The organism is Dehalogenimonas formicexedens (genome assembly GCF_001953175.1).
Classification (GTDB): Bacteria; Chloroflexota; Dehalococcoidia; order Dehalococcoidales; family Dehalococcoidaceae; genus Dehalogenimonas; species Dehalogenimonas formicexedens.
On the sequence record NZ_CP018258.1, the window covers coordinates 1,161,112 to 1,182,830 of the forward strand.

Genomic DNA, 21,719 nt, shown 5'->3' on the forward strand with positions numbered 1-21,719 from the left:
TTTGAAACCATCAAATACAAGGACGTTAAACCGGAGATGAATTTCCCGTTTGACACCGAAAGAACGTCTGGTTAACATAGGGGACACATCTATGTTAGCCAAAGTCCTGACCTGCGCTCTCCTCGGTCTGGAAGGCACCATCGTCGAGGTCGAAGTCGATACCGCCCCCGGCTTGCCCAACTTCACCGTCGTCGGACTGCCGGACACCGCCATCCAGGAAGCCCGGGAACGAGTCCGCTATGCCGTCCGTAACTCCGGTTTCTTTTTTCCAAACAAGCGGGTGGTGGCCAGCCTGGCGCCCGCCGACTTCAAGAAAACCGGTCCCGCTTATGATCTGCCTATTGCCCTGGGCATAGTCATGAGCTCCGGGCAGCTTTCGGCTGACGTGTCTGACCTGATTCTGCTCGGCGAACTCTCACTGGAAGGCAAATTGCGCCACACGACCGGTATCCTGCCCATGGTTGCCCTGGCGTATCAAAAGGGCTTTAAAAGGGTCGTGGTACCGGCTGAAGACGCACTGGAGGCTTGCCTGGTTGACGGCGTCGAGATCATACCCATCGAAAGCCTGGCCCAACTCGCCGCTTTTTTGTCAGGAGAGATTGAAGCCCCCGCCTGCCCTGCCCGCCCCTTGGAGGAAGGGACTGTCCAAACCGCCAAGGGCGTCGACATGACTTTTATCAAAGGCCAGGAGCATGTCAAGCGGGCCCTGGAGGTGGCGGCAGCCGGCGCTCATAACGTCGTCATGTCGGGACCGCCCGGCTCAGGCAAAACCATGCTCGCCCGGGCGCTGACCACCATCCTGCCGCCATTGACCAATGAAGAAGCCCTTGAAGTTACCAAAATATTGAGCGTCGCCGGCTGTCTCAGACCGGGTACCGCCCTGGTCAAGGAACGCCCCTTCCGGACGCCGCATTACACCACTTCAGCGGCGGGCCTGGTCGGCGGGGGACATTGGCCCCGGCCGGGTGAAATCACCCTGTCGCACCGCGGCGTGCTCTTCCTGGATGAGCTGCCGGAATTCGGCCATAATATGCTTGAAGTGCTCCGCGCCCCGCTTGAAGACCGGGTGGTGACCATATCCCGGTCCCAGGGCTCGGTGACTTTCCCGGCTAATTTCATGATGGTCGGCGCCATGAATCCCTGCCCGTGCGGCTATTACGGCGACAGCCTGAAAGAGTGCCGCTGCCAGCCTTCCGCTATCACCCGCTACCAGGCCCGGCTATCGGGACCTTTTATTGACCGCGTCGATATTTTCATCGACGTGCCGAGGGTCGATTTTGACAAACTGTCGGGCGGACACAACGGTGAAGCCTCAGCGGTCATCGCCGGGCGGGTCATGGCCGCCCGCCAGGTCCAGACCGGCCGTTTCCGGGGCACCCGCCTCAATGCCAATAATGATATGACCGCCCCCGAGATTAAAAAGTATTGTGTCCTTGATCCGGCGGCTGAAAGCCTGCTGCGCACCGCCATGCGCCAGCTTTCGTTATCCGCCCGGGCCTTTCACCGGACGCTGCGGCTAAGCCGCACCATCGCTGATCTTGAATCAAGCGAGATAATAAAAGCCCATCATATGGCTGAGGCGCTGCAATACCGGCCTCGGCTCAGCCCGTAGGAGCCCCATGGATAAGCCTATCTCAATAGAAGACAGACCCCGGCAGAATTGGTTCGGGAAGAATCTGCGGCGTAATTTTCTGGCCGGACTCCTTGTCCTGGTGCCCGTGACCATTGTCATTTTCGTCATCCTCTGGTTCTTTCACGCCATCGACGGCATACTCCAACCGGTGATAAGGCTCCTTTTCGGACACACCATTACCGGCCTGGGATTTGCGATCACTTTCGTATTGATTTATCTCGTCGGCGTACTGGCATCCAACATCGTCGGGCGGCGGATCATCCAGTTTGGAGAATGGCTCGTTTGTAAACTGCCGGTGCTCGGACAGTTGTACAATGCCGCCAAGCAGGCAATGTCCAGTATTTCCGGCCTGTCCCGGACTAAAGCGGCTTTCCGGGAGGTCGTCCTGATCGAATATCCCAGAAAAGGCCTGAGATCGATCGGATTCGTCACCAACGAAATTATCGACTCCGGCGGCCGAAAATTGACGGCCGTTTACCTGCCGACAACCCCGGTGCCGACTTCCGGATGGTTGATCCTGGTCACCGATGACCAGTTGATCCGTACCGATATCTCTGTGGATACGGCTATGAAAATGGTTATTTCGGGGGGAATCGCCTCACCGCCGGAACTGGGGGCCAGGGTAAAAGAACCGGAAATTTCCTAGTGAAGCCAGATCCAGAGCCCCAGGATCAGCACGCCAACGGCGATAGCGATCCAGCCGCCCATTCGCAGTGACCCGGGTTCGGGACGTTCCGGATTGTGGGTGACAAACTCCCTCAGGTCCCGCTTTCGCGACAGCGCGTTGTAGTAGCCGCGTTCCTCGGCAATTCCGCTGAGAATCATGACGAGGCCGACCGCCAGGAACAAAAAGCCCAAGACGAGGACGATAACGCTTTGTCCCGACACGTTCAGCCTCCTTTGTGTTTTTCGGGTAGGAATCCAATTTGGTGATTTTCAGAATTATAGTTCGTCGTCTGCCGGTTATCAAGAATCATCTCAACCGGGACCTGGCGGGTAATCTCCCGCTCAACGTCTTGAAACACAAACTGGAAGCCCCGAACGGGGCTTCCAGTTGACTCGGATTTCGATTGTTGTGTTATTTGACTTCGACGGTAGCGCCGACGGCTTCCAACTTGGTTTTGGCGGCGGCCGCCTCATCCTTGCTGACCGCTTCTTTAACCGCTTTCGGAGCGGCCTCAACCAGGTCCTTGGACTCTTTCAGACCCAGGTTGGTGAGTTCGCGAACGACGCGGATAACGTTGATCTTGTTGGCGCCGACGTCTTTCAGAACAACATCAAACTCGGTTTTCTCTTCCGCGGCGGGAGCAGCTTCGGCGGCGGCGGCGGGAGCGGCGGCGGCCATCATCGGGACGGCGGCGCTAACCCCGAATTTCTCTTCAATACCCTTTTTAAGTTCAGCGACTTCGAAAAGGGTCATTTTTTCAATTAGTGCCAGGGCTTCGGTTACGTTCGACATGTTTCTCCTTATTTCTTTTTCAGTCATTTATTTTGCTTCTAATTGCTTGATTCTGGCTTCCAGGACACCTACCAGACCGGCAGCCGGAGCGTTGAGCACGCCGACCAGCCCATACAGAGGCCCCTGTAAAGCGCCCAGGACCTGACCGATGACCACCTTCTTGGGCGGCATTTTTGACAATTCCGTCACCTGGGGTACCGTGATCGGCTGGTCTCCCAGGAAACCGCCGGCGACAGTCATGGTGGACTTGGCGCTGGTGATGTGGTCAAGTATCAGCTTGGCGGGCGCGGCGACATCTTCACCATAGCCGTAAGCCATCGCGATCGGTCCGTCAAAAACGCTTTTCAGCGCCGCTTTCTTGGCTCCTCCGGCGGCGTTCCGGGCCAGCGTATTCTTGACTACCTTGAAGCCCATCTTGGCATTGCGGAGTTTTACTCTGAGGGCGGTCAGTTCGGCTGTCTTGATGCCGCGATAGTTGGTGATGATGGCAACGCTTGACTCGCCGATAATCTTTTGCAGCTCGTCGATAGCCTGGCTCTTCTTAAGCCTTACCTTGGCATTTGGCATTCTAATATCACCCCTTTCAATAAAAAAGTCCCTGTGCCATGCACAAGGACTTAGAATCAACTCTTATGAGTCTGATTTTTTCCTCGGCTGGCGTTCATTAAGTCCCGAACAAGCGGGACACCGGCTGTCTCAGGATATTCAATTTTCCAGTGGCTATAATAGCACCCGGCGCTGCCGGGTACAACTCAGGGTTTAGGCGCCGCCGAGGGCCATGGTCGGCCTCAAGTCCAGTTTGAATCCGGGCCCCATGGTCGTGGTCACGTAAACGCTTTTGACATACTGCCCTTTAGCCCCTGAAGGCTTGGCGCGCACAATGGCTTCCATCAGGGAGGTCAGGTTCTGCATCAGGCCGGCTTCGTCGAAACTGGCCTTGCCCAGGACAGTGTGAATGATGGCGCTGCGATCCAGTTTGAACTCAACGCGTCCCATCCTGGCTTCTTTGATGGTTTGGGGCAGGTCGCCGGCGGCCACAACGGTACCCGCCTTGGGATTGGGCATCAGGCCTTTGCGGCCGAGCACCTTACCCAGTTTGCCGACTTTACCCATCATGTCCGGAGTGGCGATGGCCATGTCGAATTCTGTCCAACCTTCGTTGATCTTGGCGATCAAGTCATCGGCGCCAACAAAATCGGCTCCGGCATCGCGGGCGATTTTTTCGGCATCACCCTGGGCGAAAACCAGGACTCGCACCTGCTTGCCCAAACCGGCGGGCATCAGGGCAACCCCGCGGACCACCTGCGCCGAATTGCGCGGGTCCAGACCCATTCGAAGATGAACCTCGACCGTTTCATCGAATTTAGCGGTGGCGGCCTTTTTGGCAAGGGCGATGGCCTCTGCGGGAGTGTACTCTTTGCCCGCCTCTACCAATTTTTCAACTGCGTCAAAACGTTTGCCGTGATCAACCATATTATTCTACCTTTATCCCCATACTTCGGGCTGAACCTTCGATAATGCGTTCCGCCCCGGCCAAATCGGCGGCATTCAGATCCTTCATCTTCAACGCGGCGATCTCTTTGAGTTTTGCCCGGCTCAACACCGGAGCGGTGTTATGGCCCGGATTACCCGCGCCTTTATCCAGGGCGAGAGCCTTTTTCAAAAGGTCGGTAGCCGGGGGCGTCTTGGTAACGAAAGTGAACGACCGGTCATCGAAAATGGTAATCTCGACGGGTACGACCGTTCCGGCCATAGAGGCGGTACGCTCGTTGTATTCTTTGCAGAAACCCATGATGTTGACGCCGTGCTGACCCAGGGCCGGGCCGATTGGCGGCGCCGGATTGGCCTTACCAGCCGGAATCTGAAGTTTTACAATTGCCTTGATTTTCTTAGCCAACTATGTCTCCCCCAGGTGAAGCGCTAGAGCTTCTCTACCTGTAAAAAGTCTAATTCCACCGGAGTTTCCCGGCCGAATAAGGACAAGAGCACCTTGATCTTGCCTTTTTCGGTGTTGACCTCGTCGATCACACCGATAAAATCGATAAACGGACCATCGATAACCCTGACGCTTTGGCCTTTCTTGAATCCCACTTTGACCCTCGGGGCTTCGGCTTCCATCTGAGTTATGATGCGTTGTACCTCGTGGTCTTGAAGAGGTGTCGGCTTACCCGCGGTGCCGACAAAGCCGGTGACACCGGGCGTATTGCGGACGATCTGCCAGTTGCGATCGCTCATGTTCATCTGGACGATAACGTAACCGGGAAGGATCTTGCGCCGGACGCTGCGCCGCTGGCCGTTTTTGACCTCCACCTCTTCTTCGGTGGGAACTTCTACGCGGCCGATTTCGCTTCCCAGGTCAAGCGTCTGGATCCGTTCGCCAAGGTTCTTCTTGACCCGTTCCTCATGCCCGGAATAGGTATGAACGACATACCACTTCATGTTGTTTTCAGTCAATTTACAATACCTTTAAGATGCCGTTAAGCCTGTTATTTCAACAGGAAGTGGTCAACCAGGAAAGAAAGCCCGTAATCCAGCGCGCCCAAAACGGCGCCGACACCGAAAGACACCACAAGGACCATGACGGTCAGTTTGCGGATCTCGTCGCGGGTGGGCCAGTTAACTTTCTTCAGCTCGGCGATTATGTCGCCGAAAAAACTGGGTCTGGCGGGAGTCACCGGCTTGGCAGCCGGCGACTTTGAAGCCGTGTTTTGCATAGTGTCAGTGTGCCCCCGCGGCGTTACTTCGTCTCCTTGAATTGACGATGGGTCTGGCAACGGGGACAATACTTCTTGATCTCCAGGCGCCGGGCGTCATTACGCTTGTTCTTGGAAGAAGTATAAACCCGCTCGCTGCACTCGGTGCAGGCAAAGGTCACTACAATCCGGTTTTCCGATTTAGGCATATTACTCCAGAATGCTTGAGATGGCTCCGGCGCCGACGGTGCGTCCACCCTCGCGGATGGCGAAGCGGAGACCGGCTTCCATGGCTACCGGGTAGATCAAGCTGATCTTCATTTTGATATTGTCGCCCGGCATGACCATTTCTACGCCCTCGGGCAACTCGATATTGCCGGTGACATCGGTGGTGCCGATGTAGAACTGCGGTTTGTAACCGTTGAAGAACGGGGTGTGGCGGCCGCCCTCGTCCTTGGACAGGACGTAGACCTCGGCTTCAGCCTTTGTGTGAGGCTTGATCGAACCGGGCTTGGCCAACACCTGGCCGCGCTCGATATCTTCGCGCTCAACGCCGCGCAGCAGCAGACCGACGGCATCGCCGGGTTCGGCGAAATCAAGCAGCTTGTGGAACATTTCGACGCCGGTGACGACAACCTTGCGGATGTCATGGTGCAAACCGACGATCTCGACTTCTTCACCGACCTTGACAGTACCGCGATCGACGCGGCCGGTAGCCACGGTGCCGCGGCCCTTGATGGAGAAGACATCTTCAACCTGCATCAGGAACGGCTTGTCCTTCGGGCGCTCCGGTAAGGGAACGAATGAATCGACGGCGTCCATGAGCTTCATGATCTTGCCGCACCATTCGCACTCTCTCTTGCCGCAGGCGCATTCCAGAGCCTTAACCGCCGCGACGCGGACAACCGGGGTATCGTCACCCGGGAATTTATATTTGTTCAGAAGTTCGCGGACTTCCATTTCGACGAGTTCCAGCAGCTCTTCGTCTTCCATGACGTCGACCTTGTTCAGGGCGACGACGATGGCCGGAACCCGTACCTGGCGGGCCAGCAGGACATGCTCGCGGGTCTGGGGCATCGGGCCGTCCGGAGCCGAAACGACCAGAATGGCGCCGTCCATCTGGGCAGCGCCGGTGATCATATTTTTAACGAAGTCGGCGTGTCCGGGGCAGTCGATGTGGGCGTAATGCCTGACCGCAGTCTGATACTCTACATGAGAGATAGAGATCGTCATGCCACGGGCTTTTTCTTCCGGCGCGTTATCGATAGAATCGAAACTGCGCTTCTCGGCGAGGCCGGCCGCGGCCAGCACCGTGGTGATGGCGGCGGTGAGCGTCGTCTTGCCGTGGTCGACGTGCCCGATGGTACCGACGTTTACGTGCGGTTTAGAGCGGTCAAATTTCTGTTTAGCCATGGTATCCTTTTATCTCCCTCTTTAATTTTCTTTACTGGAGCCCACAATCGGATTCGAACCGATGACCCCGTTCTTACCAAGAACGTGCTCTACCTACTGAGCTATGTGGGCAACCCTGCTATTATAGGTTTTCCGTTTCAAGTTGTCCAGCAAGTAAAGCCAAAATCTGGAGAGGACTGGATTCGAACCAGTGAAGCCCTTTCGAGCGGCAGTTTTACAGACTGCTCCGATTAGCCACTCCGGCACCTCTCCATGTGTTGAGGCAAGCCCGAGAGGGGAGTCGAACCCACTAACCTACCGATTACAAGTCGGTTGCGCTGCCATTGCGCCACTCGGGCAGAAAGCTGGTTACTCTGGTAAAGCACCAGTTCCTGCATTCAAACAGAAAGATATTATACGTAACTTGACAAGGTCAAGTCAAGACTTTGAGCTTTAATACCCCAATCCCAAACAATCGGTGTTTTGAGACAGGTGCGTTTTGAGATTTCGGATTTGTTTGCGATTTGGTATTTGCATGATTACCAGGGTATTTCTACCCGGCGGAAGGCTTCTGCCATCAGGAATTCCTCGCCCTCAGCCGCCGCCGAAGCCCTGGCCTTGATACGGTCCAGCCGTTGAAAGAAATCTTCCTCGACCTGGCTTTTGTGGCACTTGATGGCATCTATCTTCTGGGCAAAAGTCTGCGTGATATCTGATTTGTAGTTGGCGTCATCTGCGCCGGTCAGCCAGATTTCGTTCACTTTGTGCGGCTCCAAACCTTTGGCCAGCAGGTCGGGAAAAGCCATGTGGTCGCGGGCCAGCGGGAAGATCGCGTCCATGACCGCCTCGCCGCATTTCCGGTGGTCCCGGTGCCACCAGATGTAACGGGTGTACGGAGAGTGGGTGATAACCAGGTTCGGCCGGTAGGTTCGGATAATTTCGACCAGCTCTTTTCTAAGTTCGGCGTCAGCCTCCAGCGCCTGGTCAGGATGTCCCAAAAAGATAACGTCATCAACCCCCAGGGTTTTCGCCGCGGCCCTCTGTTCCCCCATCCTGATTTTCACCAGCCGGGCCGGTGTCATATTCCGGTCAGCGGATCCCTTGTCCCCGGTGGTACAGATAACGTAAACCACCCTCTTCCCCTCGCGGGTCAGCCGGGCGATAGTCGCGCCCGCCCCGAACTCCGGGTCGTCGGGGTGAGCCATGATCACCAGCACATCCGCGGCACTCATTTCATTTGACTCCAACTGGGGTCTTCGACAAAACGTTTCTATAAACATGCTCCATTCTCCCGGCTACCGCGTCCCAGCCGAAACCCGCCACGGAACCGTGGAGTTTCATCCTATCCATGTCCCGGTTTTCCAGCCACGGCGCCAGCGCCCTTGCCAGCACGGATGGCTCGTTACCCGGAACGACGGAGCCGGACAGTCCTTCTTTAATAATGATCCTGGCGGCGCCGACATCGGTTGAGACAACCGGAGTGCCGCACGAAACGGCTTCAAGCGCCACCATGCCGAAAGTTTCGGAATATGAGGGCACGGCCACCACGTCAGCCGAGCTATAGTACAACGGCAGTTTCGGCTGGGGGACGGCCCTGATGAACTCCACCCGCCCGGAGATGTTCAGCCTGGCGGCCAGGTCTTTGAGGCGTTCCAGGGCGGGCTTTGAGTATTCGTCGCCGCCGATGATCGCCAGCCGGCATGCCGGTGCCTCAATCAGGCTGATGGCTTCGATCAACCGGTCGATGCCCTTCAGTTTATCCAGCCGGCCTACAAACAGGACCAGCGGTTCATCCGAAAAACCCAGCGCCGTCCGCGCCTGTCGTTTGTCGACCGGTTTGAAAAGCGCCGGATTGACCCCGCAGGGAACGACGGATATGTTAGCACCATCACATCCGTGATGCCGCAGTATGGCATCTTTTTCAGCCGCCGTCCCGGCGGTGATGTGCTGACAACCGGTGGCCACCTCTTTTTCAGTGATGAGCCTGATGGCCGGTTCGTTTTCTCCCAGGTCAAGCTCATCCTTGGCGGCGCCGATAGTATGGAAGGCAAAAATCTGCGGTACGCGCCATTCTTGAGCAAGCCTCAGGCCAACCTCCCCGGAAAGCCAGTAGTGGCTGTGGACAAGGTCGTAAGAAGCGCCGTCGCCAAAGCGGAATTTCTCAAGGTTGTCGTGAAATTCCCGCAGGTGATTGTACTGGGTCAGTTTACCCATCTCCTCGACGGCGCCCGCCCTGATATGGATGAGCCTGGCCCCGGGCGCCAGGTATTCCAACTCAGCGTCTCTGGGGTCATGGGCGCGGGTGTATACATCTACAAGGTGGCCGCGACGCCCCAGGGCTGCCGCCAGTTCCCGAATGTAAACATTCATCCCGCCGGTATCCCGCCCGCCCAACTGCCCGATGGGGCAGGAATGGACCGACAACATGGCGATACGAAGCTGTTGGGCTATCATTTGAGCTCGATTCGCAGGCGTGAAATCGGCATTTCGACTCCACCGAGATGGTATTTGTACGTTTCGGTGCCTTTCAGAAAATCGTAGCGGTTCATTTTCTGTTCGATGGCGTCTTTGATCGAATAAATTTTCGACAGCAAACCGACCGAAAGCGATGAATATTGCGGATCATACCCGCTGTTGTAGAGATAACGGGTTCCATTATAATCAAAACACATAATACTGGCTACAATTTCCCGGCCCATTCGGAGATGCCCGAACCGCAGGTACCCTGAGCGGTTCATCGATTCGGCCAGGTTCTTGAAATACGACTCCATCGCCGCGGTCATGAAACCGGCTTTGTCCGCCCTGCTGGCACGCAACAACCTGATAAACGTCGCCAGCTCCGTATCGGTGTCGACGGGTACCGTTATGTCAAACCGGATATCGCCCGCCTCTTCCAGGCGCCTCATCTTGCGGCCGATTTCGTGCCGCTGATGAGTGGTCAATGAAGACCGGTAGGCGTCCCAGGTTGGAGCTAAGGGCATATCCAGCGACACATCGGTATCTGCCACATCGACTCTCAGGCCTCTGGATTTTGCCATGGGTAACAGGTGTTTCAACGCCGTGGAGTCCGGGCGGAGTGATTCCAATTCGACCGTTTTAGTGTTCGCGTGATCGAGGCTTTCCAGGAGAGCCTGGAAGAATTCGTTCTCGGAGCCCTCTTTTACCATGAAATCAAGGTAGTCGCAGACATCGGCGCTGCCGATGAAACGCGTGGTGTCCCCGCCGGTGCGTAGCGGCGCGATACCGATAACATCGTTACCGGAAGAGATCTCAGTCAGGAATAGATCATCGCCGCCCCGGAAGTTCGCCCACCACGCCTCGAGCCACCCGGGGGTGATGAAAGGAATTGGCACATGGAAATTTTTCTGATATTTCGGCCAGTTGTCTTTTAACTCGGTAAGAGTCAACGGTTTCAGGTGGGTCGGCATTCTATAAAGGATAACACGCGGTGCCGTTCAAGCCAAGTCTTGACCATAGAGGGCATTTAACGTATACTAGTTGCGTGGTTGCGCATACTAGAGAGTATATCAAATCACCATATAGGGTAAGGGAGTAATGATGGCTGAACTCAAGGTGAAGATCGTGGTACTTCCACAGGATGGCTGCGGCGGCGGTTGAAGCCCGGTGGGACAATCGTCGGAGACGATTGAAGCTATCAAGAAATTGGTTGACTCCAAAACGGGGACGGTTTCCGAGGTCGTCGATATCGAATCGATAGACACTGAAGATGAAAACTACGCCCCGGTTGTTAAACTGTTTGATTCACACTCGATCTGGTCTTTGCCGGTTGTCTTTATCGATGGAAAAATAGTGTCATGGGGAACCTCGCGATTGGACCGCATCGAAAAATCGCTTGGGGAAATGTTCCCTGCCAGTAAAGAAACCGCGCCTTCAACAAGCCGGACGTAACGCCCCTGCCTGGTTCGCCAACCTGGTCTACGGCCAGGACGTCTTGTGCAGCAGGCAGGCGACGAAATGGCCGTCCCCGGCGTCGTTCAGCAGCGGCACCACGCTTTTACACTCCTCGAACGCCTTGGGGCAGCGGGGATGAAAAACGCATCCGGAAGGCGGGTTCAACGGGCTGGGCGGTTCGCCCTGTAAGAGGATGACCTTGCGCTTTGCCTACACCTTGGGGTCGGGCACCGGTACGGCGGACAACAATGCCTGGGTGTATGGGTGAAGGGGCCGATCGTACAGCGCGTCGCGGGGCGCGATCTCCATGATCTTGCCCAGGTACATCACCGCAACCCGGTGGCTGATATGCCTGACCACGGACAGGTCATGCGAAATAAACAGGTAGGCGACGCCGAATTGCCGCTGGAGGTCATCGAGCAGGTTCAGAACCTGCGCCTGGATAGAAACGTCGAGGGCGGATAATGGTTCGTCGCAGACGATGAATTCAGGCTGCAGCGCGAGCGCCCGTGCCACACCGAGCCTCTGCCGCTGTCCCCCGGAAAATTCGTGCGGATACCGTTCGGCCATATAGGGAGCCAAGCCCACAATGTCCAGGAGTTCTTTTACCCTGTTGCGGCATTCCGTTTTCGTGGCATGGTGCAGCCTGAGGGGCTCGGTGATGATGTCGTAGGCGGTGAAGCGGGGATTCAAGGATTCATAGGGATCCTGGAAGATGACCTGGAGTTTCGGTCTAAACGGCCGCAATTGCTTGTCGGTCAGATCGACCAGGTTCTTACCCTTGAAACTGACTTCACCGGAGGTAGGACGGTGGAGTTGGAGCACACATTTGCCTACGGTGGTCTTGCCGGATCCGGATTCCCCTACCAGGCCGAGCGTTTCCCCATGGTGAACGGCAAAAGTCACACCATCAACCGCTTTAAGTTCGGTGACTTTTTTGCGTAAAAATCCTCCCGACCCAATCGGGAAATATTTAGTCAGGTTGTTGACTTCGACTAGGACGTTGTCTTTTGCCAAGGTTTTTCTCCGTTGATAGCGACCAAACAACTGGTGAAATGCCCGGGCGTCATCTCTACCATGCGGAATTTCATGACGTCGCATTCACCCTTGATGAAATAATTGCACCGGGCGGCAAATGCGCAACCCGAAGGCGGACAGATCAGGTCCGGCGGTTGACCTTCGATGGAACGCAGGCGCATTTTCCGTGGTTCATCCAAGCGGGGGACCGAACCGAGAAGTCCGACAGTGTAAGGATGCAATGGGTTGTGGAAAATATCGACCGATGTCCCGTATTCCACTACCCGTCCGGCATACATGACATATACGCGGTGCGCGTATCTGGCGACGACTCCGAGATTATGGGTAATGAGTATGAGGGCGCTGTTCAGGTCTTTGACGATGCCTTTTAGAAGTTCGAGCAACTGGGCCTGAATTGTGACATCGACGGCTGTGGTCGGCTCGTCAGCGATGATCAGCTTTGGCTGGCATGAAATCGCCATGGCGATCATCACCCTCTGCCTCATGCCGCCGGAGAAATGGTGAGGATAGCTTTTCAGGCGTTTGTCAGCCTGCGGAATGCCGACCTTTTGCAGCAGGTTAGCCGCCTCGTCCATGGCATCTTTCTTTTTCATGCCTTTATGCAGCATTATCGATTCAGTAAGCTGCCTGCCGATGGTCAAGACAGGATTAAGCGATGTCATCGGTTCCTGGAAGATCATCGAAATCTTGCAGCCCCGGATCTTGCGCATTTCGTCTTTTGGAAGACGCAGCAGATTAACCCCGTCAAACATAATCTCGCCGCTGGCAATCTTGCCGGGCGGTTCGGGTATCAGGCGCATGACTGAAAGGGAGCTTACCGTCTTGCCGCAGCCGCTCTCCCCGACGAGTGCTACCAATTCACCGCTGTTGACGGTGAAAGAAACATCATTGACCGCGTGAACGACGCCGTCCTGAGTGTGGAATTCGGTAACGAGGTGTTTTACGTCAAGTAGAGCCATGTTATCTTCTCATCCTGGGGTCGAGCGCATCCCGTAAGCCATCGCCGAGGAAAGTAAATGCCAGCATCAGAATCGCGATAGCTGCCGCCGGAATGATGACCAAATGCGGGTAAGCATTCAGGACGGCGAAGCCGTCTCTTATCATGGCGCCCCAGCTCGGTGTCGGCGGTTTGATACCTATGCCGATGTAGCTTAGCGCCGCCTCGGCGAAAATAGCTCTCGGTATGCCAAAGGTTATCGCCACGATGACAGGACCCAAAGCATTAGGTAGCACGTGCCTCAGGGTGATATAACCGCTGCCCCCGCCCAGAGAACGGGCTGCGGCGACGAAATCTCGCTGTTTAAGAGAAAGGACCTGCCCGCGGATCAAACGCGAGATCCCTACCCAATTTACAAAGCCGATGGCAAGGAAGATCACGAAAATACCGCCGCCGAATTTGGCGAAACTCGTATCTCTCATGACCGCGCTTAACAGGATGATCAACAAGATGTCTGGGAAAGCGTACATGATATCGACAAAGCGCATCAGTACGTTGTCAACCTTGCCCCCGATAAATCCGGCAAAAGCGCCGATAGGCATACCAATAAGAATCACGATGAATTGGGTGAAAACACCGACCATTAGAGAAGTTCTGGCGCCGTAGAGCATCCTGGCGAATACGTCACGCCCCAGCTCATCGGTTCCGAACCAGTGGGCCGCGCTCGGCGGCTGCATCACCGCGGAATAATCCTGGAAGGCATAATTATAATGGGTGATCCATGGAGCAAAAATCGCAGCCAACGCGACTACAATGATGGTTATGCCCCCAGCCACCGCCAGTTTATTTCGACGCAGCCTGATCCACGCATCGGCCCATAACGATCGATGTTGGCGCATGCTTAAAGGTGCGGCCGCGGCTACATCAACGGCCATTGGTAACTTCCTTAGTCATATCGAATCCTTGGATCTATAGCAGCGTAAATTACGTCCGCCGCGAGGTTAACAATGGCTACTGCAAACGCATAAAAAAGTATTGATCCCATGATTAACCCGTAATCACGCTGGAAAACTCCGGCTACAAATAGCCTGCCGATACCCGGCACCGAAAAGAGCGTCTCAATGATGAATGAACCCGTGATAAGAGCAGCAAGTTCCGGACCGGCTACCGTCACCACCGGGATCATCGCGTTCCGTCCGATATGGCGAATCAACACCCAACGCTCTGGTAAACCCTTGGCTCTAGCCGTTCGAACGTAATCTTGACGTATTACATCAAGCATGGAAGCGCGGGTGATTCTGGCGATATACGCTCCCGGTAACGCCGCCAATGCGATTGCCGGCATTATGACATGATTTACACCCCCCCAACCACCTGTAGGCAGCCAGTGTAATTGAATTGAAAGTAGATACATCAGGAAAATACCAAGGACAAACCCTGGAACACTCGCGAATATGGTCGCGTAACCAACGGAAAAATAATCGATCCAGGAGTTCTGTTTTAGGGCTGCTGCGACTCCAAGCGTGATTCCCATGATAATCGCCAGAGCGAAGGCAGTCAGCCCAAGGGCGGCGCTGACCGGAAGACCCCCCAGGATAATATCGGTAACTCCACGGTCCTGAAAAATATAGGATACCCCAAGGTTACCGTGAAGCGCATTCCAGATGTAGGTGCCAAATTGAACGATCAGGGGTTTATCGAGACCATATTTCTCATTCAGGTTTTCGATAACCTGAGGAGCCAATGCTTTCGCCCGGTCCCATGGTCCGCCGGGTACCAGGTGCATAAGAATAAAGGTGATTGTCGCGACTGCGAACAGGACGACCAGCATCCATAACAGGCGACGGGCAATAAATTTAGCCATTCACTGTTCCTGGATAAGAAGCAGGGGATTGGGATGATCCCAATCCCCTGCTCGAATCTGTAAAAGTAAACCAGGGGCTCACTACGGCGTGTAACCAGCCTGAGTCAGCAGTTGCTTAGCCTTGGCGGCATCAAACTTGTAGGCAGCGCCAATCGTGGCATCGTAACCCGGCATCCCGGGCGGAATCCAGCTGGTGGTTGCATGTCCGACGCCGCCGCGAATGTTGTTGATATAGGCATCGCGGTCAATGGCGGTTGCCAGAGCCTGCCGTAGGGTCTTATTTGTAAGCGGTGACTTGGTGATGTTGAACTGGAAAGCGTAAGTCGTGAGATCAGCTCCCCGAACGATCTGAGATCCGTAAGTAGGATCCGCTATAGTGGCTTTTTCCGTGCCGGCTGGAACGCCGGTCATATCAAGTTCGCCATTCTTGTAGGCGGCGAGCGAAGCCTGAATATCCGTGATCTGCTTGTAGGTGATTTCCGTTAATGAGGGTTTTGTGCCCCAGTAATTCGGATTTGCTTTGAGGGTCATATGATCCAGAGGAACCCATTCCGTCAACATGAATGGCCCATTGCTGACGAGATTCGGAGGCTGGAAAGCGGCTGTCGGACCCTTAGCATCAATGATGTCCTTTCGGACCGGGTAAACGGGCCATAAAGCCATTACCTGCGGGAAGGTAGGTTGAGCAGCGACGATCTTGATCTCCAGAGTGGTAGCGTTCAATGCCGTGACCCCAACACCGCTTGCCGAACCTGTGCCTGCGTTGTAAGCTTCACCACCTACGATGGCGAAGTACATTGAGGCATATTCAGCGGCTGTATCTTTAGCTAACATTCGCTTAATGCTATACTCAAAATCACTAGCGGTTACCGGTTTGCCATCGCTCCAGGTAACATTACTCTTTAGTTTGAAGGTATAGGTCTTCCCGTCAGCCGAGATGCCACCGTTGGCTATGCTAGGAATCTCAGCAGCTACCACGTTCACGAGGTTCAAATTCTGATCAAAACCCAACAGACCATCATAGATATTAAAAAGAATTGACAGACTGCTCGCCCATGAGGCGATGTTTGTGTCCAGGGTATTACAATCGCCGCCGAGGTTCAGGCGAAGCTTTCCATTCGGCATGCTGACATTGCGCAATAGGCGATCGCCCATGATCTGGCCGTCTTGACCGGTGGGCTTCAAGGTTGGTTTCAAGGTTGGAGCGACAAGATTGAAGCGCTCGCGGTTAAAAACATAAATCGCGGGGCAGTCGTCAACGACCTGCTTGTGGACTGAGTCCCACAATGCCAGGCGTTTGGTATTGTCCAGTTCTTTCATGGCGCTGGCGATGTTCGCATCGACAGTAGCGTTTGAATAACCGGATTTGTTGTTGCCCTGGTTAGTCCCGTAAATGGTCTGGAGGAAGTTTTCTGGATCCGGGTAGTCGGCGCCCCAGCCGTAAAATGACCAGGTGTGGTTCTTGGCATTGACCAGGTTCTGGAAGGCGGCGGATTCCATGGGTTCGAGAGTAAGATCGATGTTTAGATTCTGTTTCAGTTGCCCTTGAAGGAAGGCGGCGATGTTCGGGTTAGTGCCGGTGTTAGAGAACTGGAATTTGAGTTCTGGCAGCTTCTGCAGTGGAACAGTGGTAGTTGGCGGGACGGTTGAGGTTGCCGGGTTGTTGTTACCACAGGCTTCCGCGCCGAAGACCAGAATGCCGCCGGTGATAACCGTGGCGCCTTTGACGAAGTCCCTTCGGGTGAATTCCATGCCATGTTCGGCCATTACTAGGTTCCTCCTTCTAAAATTTTGGACCGGGGACAGGGCGAAAGGCACTGTCCATTTTGAATAACTTCTATTATATCTTGCAATGGTTAAATGTCAATACGCAACATCAGCATCGAGCAGTGATTCCCAAGAATTCTGGGTGGTAGTTAATTTACCATAAAGCCGTCTTTATGTCACCTTCAGGGTAACCACCCGATCATAACCGCGTTTCAGATCTCACCTACTCTTCAATTACCCTGGAGAAAAGCGCGGCAACAACGGCGCGGTGGTCATCGACTTGGAAATATTTTGAAGAAGGCCCCTAAAACGTCACGAGACGCTTGACAGGTCATAGGAACACTGGTGCTATAATACCAGTATGTATATTAGCACGCTTGTACCTTCCTGCCGCGGGAATCTGATCCCGCCTACCAGCCGACGGTGCCTGTGATGAACATAACGGCACGTTTCTATGTCCTTTTTGGGATCGTGGATGACGGCTCCGGCGTCTGGACCGGGATTCGTAATGGTTCGCCATCTAAAACGAATCTTACGATTGAGCCAAAGCTGTTTTTCAGGGATTCGTTTCGCAAAAAAGGTTTTTCGGAACGCCGAAAAACAAATGCCACCCGCCGCCTGCGCTAATCAGAACGAATTGTTCCGTTTGTTTTTCATGCCTATCGCCTTATTGGGAGTATTGGCAGTATTTCTAGCGGGCGAGATTCGTTCCATTCGTTTTCGTATATATTACGGTTAGGGAAAGCGCTGAGTCGGCCTGCAAAGAATGAGGCAGGGACATGCTGGCGGTCCGTGGAACAGAAGTCTTTAGTACCATTTACTATGGTTAAACATACCTAAGTACCATTGTAAACCCGTGTCCCATCTGATACGTTTAAGGCAATATTCGACACATAGGATTGGCGTATGACTGTACCCATTGAAAAACTGCTGGAATTTATCGTCCTCCGAGATGCCACTGACCTCCATATCACGGTGCCGAGCGTACCGGTGCTTCGTGTTGACGGTGAGCTTATCCCCTTGACCGAGGTGCCTCCCTTTACCCCCCAGGACATCGAGACTATGTTCAACCTGATCACCACCGAGGAACAGCGCGCCGCTTTCAAGCTGGATCGGGAATTGGACTTCTCCTACAGCATGGACGGCCTTTCCCGGTTCCGGGTAAGCGCCATTTCTCAGCGGAACTCGATCTCGCTGGCGATCAGGCCGGTGCCGTTCAAGATCCCTAGCATCGATGAGCTCGAATTGCCCCAGATATTCAAGACACTCGTGTCCAAGTCTCGCGGCCTGATTCTGATTACCGGAGCCGCCGGGGCTGGCAAGTCGACCACTCTGGCCGCCATGATCAACCATCTAAACGAGACCGTGAAACGCAATATCATCACTATCGAAGATCCGATAGAATACCTGTTCCCGAACGTGAAGTGCCTGATACGCCAAAGGGATATGGGTGACGATGCCCATAATTTTTCCGATGCTCTGGTCCACAGTTTACGCCATGACCCGGACGTGCTGGTCATCGGCGAAATGCGCGACCTCGACACCATGAAAACAGCGCTGACCGCCGCCGAAACGGGACACCTTGTCCTTTCGACACTGCATACCCTGGACGCCGCGCAGACAATCGATCGCGTCGTCGACATCTTCCCGCCGGAGCAGCAGCGCCAGATCCGCTATCAGCTTTCACAGGTGCTTATCGGGGTGGTGTCTCAAAGGCTGCCCCACCGCGCCAAGGGCGGGCGCATCGCCGCTTTCGAGATCATGTTGAACAATCCGGTTATCTCACGCTTGATACGCGAGGAAAAGATCTTCGACCTGCAGGCCAACATCGAGGTCAGCCACAAAGAGGGCATGCAGACTATGGACCAGGCCCTGGCCGACCTGATCAAGCGCAAAGTGATTACCCGGGACGAGGGCATGCTTTACAGTTCTTCTCAAGCCCGGTTACAGCAACTGCTGCAATCGGAACGCAGCACCGTTTATTAGGGTAATCGAATTTAAAATCTCTTCTTGTACTTTTGCGATAGGGTTGATGGGAGGCCAGTGTCCCGGTCCGAAGAGTATGAGGACAGATAATCGGGCAAGGTTTAATGGTGGCGGTATCCCGATCCTAATCGGGATGACCGGGCGATGCTATGGTGATTTAATGAATATATTGCAGAGTATGAGGGTAGGGAATTGGGCAGGGCTTAATGGTGGGCGGTAGTGGTCTCGAACCACTGACCTCTGCGATGTCAACGCAGTGCTCTAACCAACTGAGCTAACCGCCCGAAAAGCTTAAAGATTTTAGCTGAAGTCAGGATGAATGGCAAGCTGAGCTAGGTGCCCCGGTAATCGGACCTAGGGGTAATGATCTTGGAAATCGCCGCGGCGCCCATGGTTTTGATAATGTCGCCGGCGATAAACGGAACCACCCCCATACTGATGACTGAAGCGAGCGTGACCATCTTTCCCGCCATGCCCAGCCAGATAGCCAGCCAGATAGCGCCCGGAACATAGACCAACAATAGGCCAGCGGCCGCCATAATGCCGAACATCGGGGTGAAACCCCGTGATCTGACAAAGGTCTCTGCCATATAACCGACGAACATGGCAGCCAGCACAAACCCGACCAGGTAACCAAAGGTGGCGCCGAAACCAGAAGCGCCGTTAGCCAGCCAGGGCACACCGAGGATTCCCAGGCCGCCGTAGGCAGCCATCGATATTCCACCCCACCAGCGGCCGAGCGCGACACCCGCCAGCAGCACGGCGAACGTCTGAAGAGTCACCGGCACCGGCGTAAACGGCAGGTAAATCTTTACCTGGGCCAGCAATCCGGTCAGAGCGGCGAACGATAAGGCTAAAATAATCTTCGCCGGGACAGACAGGGCAGCTCGGCGGCGAAAGACATCAGTTTTTACGCGGTCGAAACGGGCGGTTAATTCCATTGAGCACTCCGGATTTTACTTACGAACGGTGGGTTTTTCACTGGCCAAAAGGGTGTAGGTGCTGGTCTTGCCACACCCGGAGCAAGTAACCGAAATCGTGATGGGCTGGTTCATTACCCGCTCGGCGACATTGGTCACGATGGAATCGATATTGTCCAGGCGTTCGTCCATCATCGAGAGCTGTTGAGCCAGATTCTCAAGAGTCAATTCTGTTAACTGTCCGTGTAAATGGACTTTAGGTTTGTCTGCCAAGATAAGCTCCGGGGAAATAGATGCCACATTATAGGTATTAAGACTGAAGAGTGTCAAAAACTTCGGGTCAGGGAATCAGCCCACCGTTGCGGTGGTGAGAGTGAAAACCCCTTTTCGAAATTACTGGCCGATCTTGTCAGGCAAGAGATTTAATCAGGTTCGCCATTTCAATAGCCTGGACGGCGGCATCGAAACCCTTGTTACCCATCTTGGAACCGGCTCTTTCGATAGCTTGTTCCAGTGTTTCCGCCGTAATGACACCAAAGATTACCGGAACCCCTGAGTCGAGATTGACCGCGGCCACACCTTTGGCGACTTCGTTGGCGATATATTCGAAGTGAGGAGTATTGCCCTTGATGACTGCGCCGAGGCAGACGACGGCGTTATATTTACCGCGTTTCGCCAGTTTCTTGGCTACCAGGGGAATTTCAAAAGCGCCCGGAACCCAGGCAAAATCGACGTCGGATTCGGCGACGCCATGGCGGACAAAGGCATCTTTAGCGCCCGAAACCAGCTTGCCGGTCATGAACTCGTTGAACCTGGAAACTACCACCGCGAATTTAAGCCCCTGGCCGATTAGAGAACCTTCGAAATTAGCCATTTTTCGCTCCTTCAGCGCCATTACCGTTCGGGCTCAATATATGCCCCATTTTTTGGCGTTTGGTTTCAAGATATTTAGCGTTGTGCGGGTTGGCCGGAATCTGTATTGGTACAGTTTCTACCACTTTCAGCCCATAGCCTTCAAGCCCGACAACTTTTTTGGGGTTATTGGTCAACAGCTTGATCTCTTTAAGCCCCAGGTCGGCCAAAATTTGAGCCCCGATACCGTAATCCCGAAGATCGGCATCAAATCCAAGGCTCTCATTCGCCTCGACAGTGTCCAATCCCTGGTCCTGAAGGGCATAGGCGCAGATCTTGTTGTGAAAACCTATTCCCCGCCCCTCCTGCCGCATATAAAGGAGCACGCCCGCTCCGGCGGCGGCGATCTGTTTCAGGGCAAAATCCAACTGTTCGCCGCAATCACAGCGCAGGCTGCCGAGGACGTCGCCGGTCAGGCATTCGGAATGAACCCTAGTTAAAACCGGTTGGTCGCCAGGCAAGCTGGAGGCGGCGCCATAGACCAGCGCCAAGTGCTCCCCGGGATCCACCGAACTCTTGAATCCAATGGCGGTGAACTCACCGTAACGGGTTGGCAATTTCGCCTCGGCGACACGACGCACTAACTTTTCAGTTCGGCGCCGGTATGCGATGAGATCGGCAACGCTGCCGATTTTTAGCCCCCATTCCGCCGCCAGTTTCTCAAGCTTGGGAAGGCGCGCCATCGTGCCGTCGTCGTCCATGATTTCGCAGATGACGCCGGCAGGATAAAGCCCGGCCATTCTGGACATATCAACCGAGGCTTCAGTGTGGCCGGCTCGCACCAAAACCCCGCCTTCACGAGCTCTAAGGGGGAAAGTGTGACCTGGTTTGATCAGATCTTCCGGCCGGGACCGCGGGTCGATGAGTGTTTTGACCGTTTCCGCCCTGTCGGCCGCGGAGATCCCGGTGCTGACGCGGTGCCGCGCCTCGACGGACACCGTAAACGCGGTACAGTGCTTGGAGGAGTTCTCCTGAACCATCAGAGGAATGTTCAATGCGTCCAGCCGCTCTCCGGTGAGGGACACACAGATCAAGCCGCGGGCGTTTTTAGCCATGAAGTTGATGGCTTCCGGTGAGATCTTTTCGGCTGCTATGAAGAGGTCGCCCTCGTTTTCCCGGTCGTCGTCATCGACGATGATCACGAACTTACCGGCCTTAATATCTTCAATCAGCCCGGATATCGGCGCCATTACCATTTGCTTCTTC

25 protein-coding genes, 4 tRNA genes, 1 pseudogene and 1 other annotated feature are annotated in these 21,719 nt (G+C 54.7%); of the genes and pseudogenes, 5 read left to right on the plus strand and 25 right to left on the minus strand.

Annotation, left to right across the window (positions count from 1 at the left end):
* Positions 1–91 precede the first annotated feature (91 nt).
* On the plus strand, positions 92–1,612 hold the full coding sequence (locus Dform_RS06035) for a YifB family Mg chelatase-like AAA ATPase (RefSeq protein ID WP_076004215.1): 1,521 nt from the start codon (positions 92–94) through the stop codon (positions 1,610–1,612).
* A gap of 7 nt (positions 1,613–1,619) precedes the next feature.
* Entirely contained in the window at positions 1,620–2,279 is a 660-nt protein-coding gene (locus Dform_RS06040; protein WP_076004216.1) for a DUF502 domain-containing protein, read from the plus strand.
* Here Dform_RS06040 and Dform_RS06045 read toward each other — a convergent pair.
* The 15 genes from Dform_RS06045 to Dform_RS06115 all read right to left on the minus strand — a co-directional run bounded on the left by Dform_RS06045 (position 2,276) and on the right by Dform_RS06115 (position 10,605).
* Positions 2,276–2,521, minus strand: a complete 246-nt coding sequence (locus tag Dform_RS06045; RefSeq protein WP_076004217.1) for a hypothetical protein — start codon at positions 2,519–2,521, stop codon at positions 2,276–2,278. The two genes, Dform_RS06040 and Dform_RS06045, sit on opposite strands and share 4 nt — an antisense overlap.
* A gap of 190 nt (positions 2,522–2,711) precedes the next feature.
* On the minus strand, positions 2,712–3,092 hold the full coding sequence (rplL, locus tag Dform_RS06050) for a 50S ribosomal protein L7/L12 (protein WP_076004218.1): 381 nt from the start codon (positions 3,090–3,092) through the stop codon (positions 2,712–2,714).
* A 27-nt stretch (positions 3,093–3,119) separates the two neighbouring features.
* On the minus strand, positions 3,120–3,659 hold the full coding sequence (gene rplJ / locus Dform_RS06055; protein WP_076004219.1) for a 50S ribosomal protein L10: 540 nt from the start codon (positions 3,657–3,659) through the stop codon (positions 3,120–3,122).
* A gap of 12 nt (positions 3,660–3,671) precedes the next feature.
* Positions 3,672–3,811, minus strand: a sequence feature (ribosomal protein L10 leader region).
* 40 nt (positions 3,812–3,851) lie between these two features.
* Complete coding sequence (gene rplA, locus Dform_RS06060; protein ID WP_076004220.1) at positions 3,852–4,565, minus strand: 50S ribosomal protein L1; 714 nt, start codon at positions 4,563–4,565, stop codon at positions 3,852–3,854.
* Position 4,566: 1 nt separating this feature from the next.
* Complete coding sequence (rplK, locus tag Dform_RS06065) at positions 4,567–4,989, minus strand: 50S ribosomal protein L11 (protein ID WP_076004221.1); 423 nt, start codon at positions 4,987–4,989, stop codon at positions 4,567–4,569.
* A 23-nt stretch (positions 4,990–5,012) separates the two neighbouring features.
* Positions 5,013–5,531, minus strand: a complete 519-nt coding sequence (gene nusG / locus Dform_RS06070; protein ID WP_076004222.1) for a transcription termination/antitermination protein NusG — start codon at positions 5,529–5,531, stop codon at positions 5,013–5,015.
* A 47-nt stretch (positions 5,532–5,578) separates the two neighbouring features.
* The gene (gene secE, locus Dform_RS06075) at positions 5,579–5,806 is read right to left on the minus strand and encodes a preprotein translocase subunit SecE (RefSeq protein WP_076004223.1); all 228 of its coding nucleotides are present in this window, start codon (positions 5,804–5,806) and stop codon (positions 5,579–5,581) included.
* 23 nt (positions 5,807–5,829) lie between these two features.
* Positions 5,830–5,994, minus strand: coding sequence for a 50S ribosomal protein L33 (rpmG, locus tag Dform_RS06080; protein ID WP_076004224.1), 165 nt, complete (start codon positions 5,992–5,994; stop codon positions 5,830–5,832).
* 1 nt (position 5,995) lies between these two features.
* Positions 5,996–7,198 (minus strand): elongation factor Tu, encoded by a 1,203-nt coding sequence (tuf, locus tag Dform_RS06085; RefSeq protein ID WP_076004225.1) that lies wholly within the window; start codon positions 7,196–7,198, stop codon positions 5,996–5,998.
* Positions 7,199–7,233: 35 nt separating this feature from the next.
* A tRNA-Thr gene (locus Dform_RS06090) sits at positions 7,234–7,309 on the minus strand.
* A gap of 56 nt (positions 7,310–7,365) precedes the next feature.
* A tRNA-Tyr gene (locus tag Dform_RS06095) sits at positions 7,366–7,450 on the minus strand.
* A gap of 13 nt (positions 7,451–7,463) precedes the next feature.
* A tRNA-Thr gene (locus Dform_RS06100) sits at positions 7,464–7,536 on the minus strand.
* 180 nt (positions 7,537–7,716) lie between these two features.
* The gene (locus Dform_RS06105) at positions 7,717–8,424 is read right to left on the minus strand and encodes a PIG-L deacetylase family protein (protein WP_225973649.1); all 708 of its coding nucleotides are present in this window, start codon (positions 8,422–8,424) and stop codon (positions 7,717–7,719) included.
* Entirely contained in the window at positions 8,411–9,631 is a 1,221-nt protein-coding gene (locus Dform_RS06110; protein ID WP_076004227.1) for a glycosyltransferase, read from the minus strand. Before Dform_RS06110 ends, Dform_RS06105 begins: the two co-directional genes overlap by 14 nt.
* Positions 9,628–10,605 carry a GNAT family N-acetyltransferase gene (locus Dform_RS06115; RefSeq protein WP_076004228.1) on the minus strand — a complete coding sequence of 326 codons (978 nt, stop codon included), beginning with the start codon at positions 10,603–10,605 and terminating at the stop codon, positions 9,628–9,630. The genes Dform_RS06110 and Dform_RS06115 overlap by 4 nt, the downstream gene beginning before the upstream one ends.
* A 196-nt stretch (positions 10,606–10,801) precedes the next feature.
* Between Dform_RS06115 and Dform_RS06120 the strand changes: the two genes are divergently transcribed.
* On the plus strand, positions 10,802–11,086 hold the full coding sequence (locus Dform_RS06120) for a hypothetical protein (protein WP_076004229.1): 285 nt from the start codon (positions 10,802–10,804) through the stop codon (positions 11,084–11,086).
* A gap of 27 nt (positions 11,087–11,113) precedes the next feature.
* Here Dform_RS06120 and Dform_RS06125 read toward each other — a convergent pair.
* The 5 genes and pseudogenes from Dform_RS06125 to Dform_RS06145 form a co-directional block, all read right to left on the minus strand.
* A pseudogene (locus Dform_RS06125) lies at positions 11,114–12,106 on the minus strand (ABC transporter ATP-binding protein).
* On the minus strand, positions 12,085–13,086 hold the full coding sequence (locus tag Dform_RS06130; RefSeq protein WP_076004230.1) for an ABC transporter ATP-binding protein: 1,002 nt from the start codon (positions 13,084–13,086) through the stop codon (positions 12,085–12,087). Before Dform_RS06130 ends, Dform_RS06125 begins: the two are co-directional and overlap by 22 nt.
* A 1-nt stretch (position 13,087) precedes the next feature.
* Positions 13,088–13,999 carry an ABC transporter permease gene (locus tag Dform_RS06135; protein WP_076004231.1) on the minus strand — a complete coding sequence of 304 codons (912 nt, stop codon included), beginning with the start codon at positions 13,997–13,999 and terminating at the stop codon, positions 13,088–13,090.
* Between the two features lie 11 nt (positions 14,000–14,010).
* Positions 14,011–14,928 (minus strand): ABC transporter permease, encoded by a 918-nt coding sequence (locus tag Dform_RS06140; protein ID WP_076004232.1) that lies wholly within the window; start codon positions 14,926–14,928, stop codon positions 14,011–14,013.
* A gap of 81 nt (positions 14,929–15,009) precedes the next feature.
* Positions 15,010–16,695 (minus strand): ABC transporter substrate-binding protein, encoded by a 1,686-nt coding sequence (locus tag Dform_RS06145; RefSeq protein WP_076004233.1) that lies wholly within the window; start codon positions 16,693–16,695, stop codon positions 15,010–15,012.
* A 432-nt stretch (positions 16,696–17,127) separates the two neighbouring features.
* Between Dform_RS06145 and Dform_RS06150 the strand changes: the two genes are divergently transcribed.
* Both Dform_RS06150 and Dform_RS06155 read left to right on the plus strand, forming a co-directional pair.
* A complete protein-coding gene (locus tag Dform_RS06150) occupies positions 17,128–17,322 on the plus strand; it encodes a hypothetical protein (protein ID WP_076004234.1) in 195 nt (64 codons plus the stop codon).
* A 279-nt stretch (positions 17,323–17,601) separates the two neighbouring features.
* Positions 17,602–18,681, plus strand: coding sequence for a type IV pilus twitching motility protein PilT (locus tag Dform_RS06155; protein WP_076004235.1), 1,080 nt, complete (start codon positions 17,602–17,604; stop codon positions 18,679–18,681).
* A gap of 207 nt (positions 18,682–18,888) precedes the next feature.
* Here the strand turns inward: Dform_RS06155 and Dform_RS06160 are convergent.
* From Dform_RS06160 to Dform_RS06180, 5 genes are all read right to left on the minus strand, one after another.
* Positions 18,889–18,965, minus strand: a tRNA-Val gene (locus tag Dform_RS06160).
* Between the two features lie 48 nt (positions 18,966–19,013).
* Entirely contained in the window at positions 19,014–19,622 is a 609-nt protein-coding gene (locus tag Dform_RS06165; RefSeq protein WP_076004236.1) for a biotin transporter BioY, read from the minus strand.
* 15 nt (positions 19,623–19,637) lie between these two features.
* Positions 19,638–19,874 carry a hypothetical protein gene (locus Dform_RS11115; RefSeq protein ID WP_076004237.1) on the minus strand — a complete coding sequence of 79 codons (237 nt, stop codon included), beginning with the start codon at positions 19,872–19,874 and terminating at the stop codon, positions 19,638–19,640.
* 136 nt (positions 19,875–20,010) lie between these two features.
* On the minus strand, positions 20,011–20,475 hold the full coding sequence (gene ribH / locus Dform_RS06175; RefSeq protein ID WP_076004238.1) for a 6,7-dimethyl-8-ribityllumazine synthase: 465 nt from the start codon (positions 20,473–20,475) through the stop codon (positions 20,011–20,013).
* Positions 20,468–21,709 (minus strand): bifunctional 3,4-dihydroxy-2-butanone-4-phosphate synthase/GTP cyclohydrolase II, encoded by a 1,242-nt coding sequence (locus Dform_RS06180; protein WP_076004239.1) that lies wholly within the window; start codon positions 21,707–21,709, stop codon positions 20,468–20,470. Before Dform_RS06180 ends, ribH begins: the two co-directional genes overlap by 8 nt.
* Between the last annotated feature and the right edge of the window lie 10 nt (positions 21,710–21,719).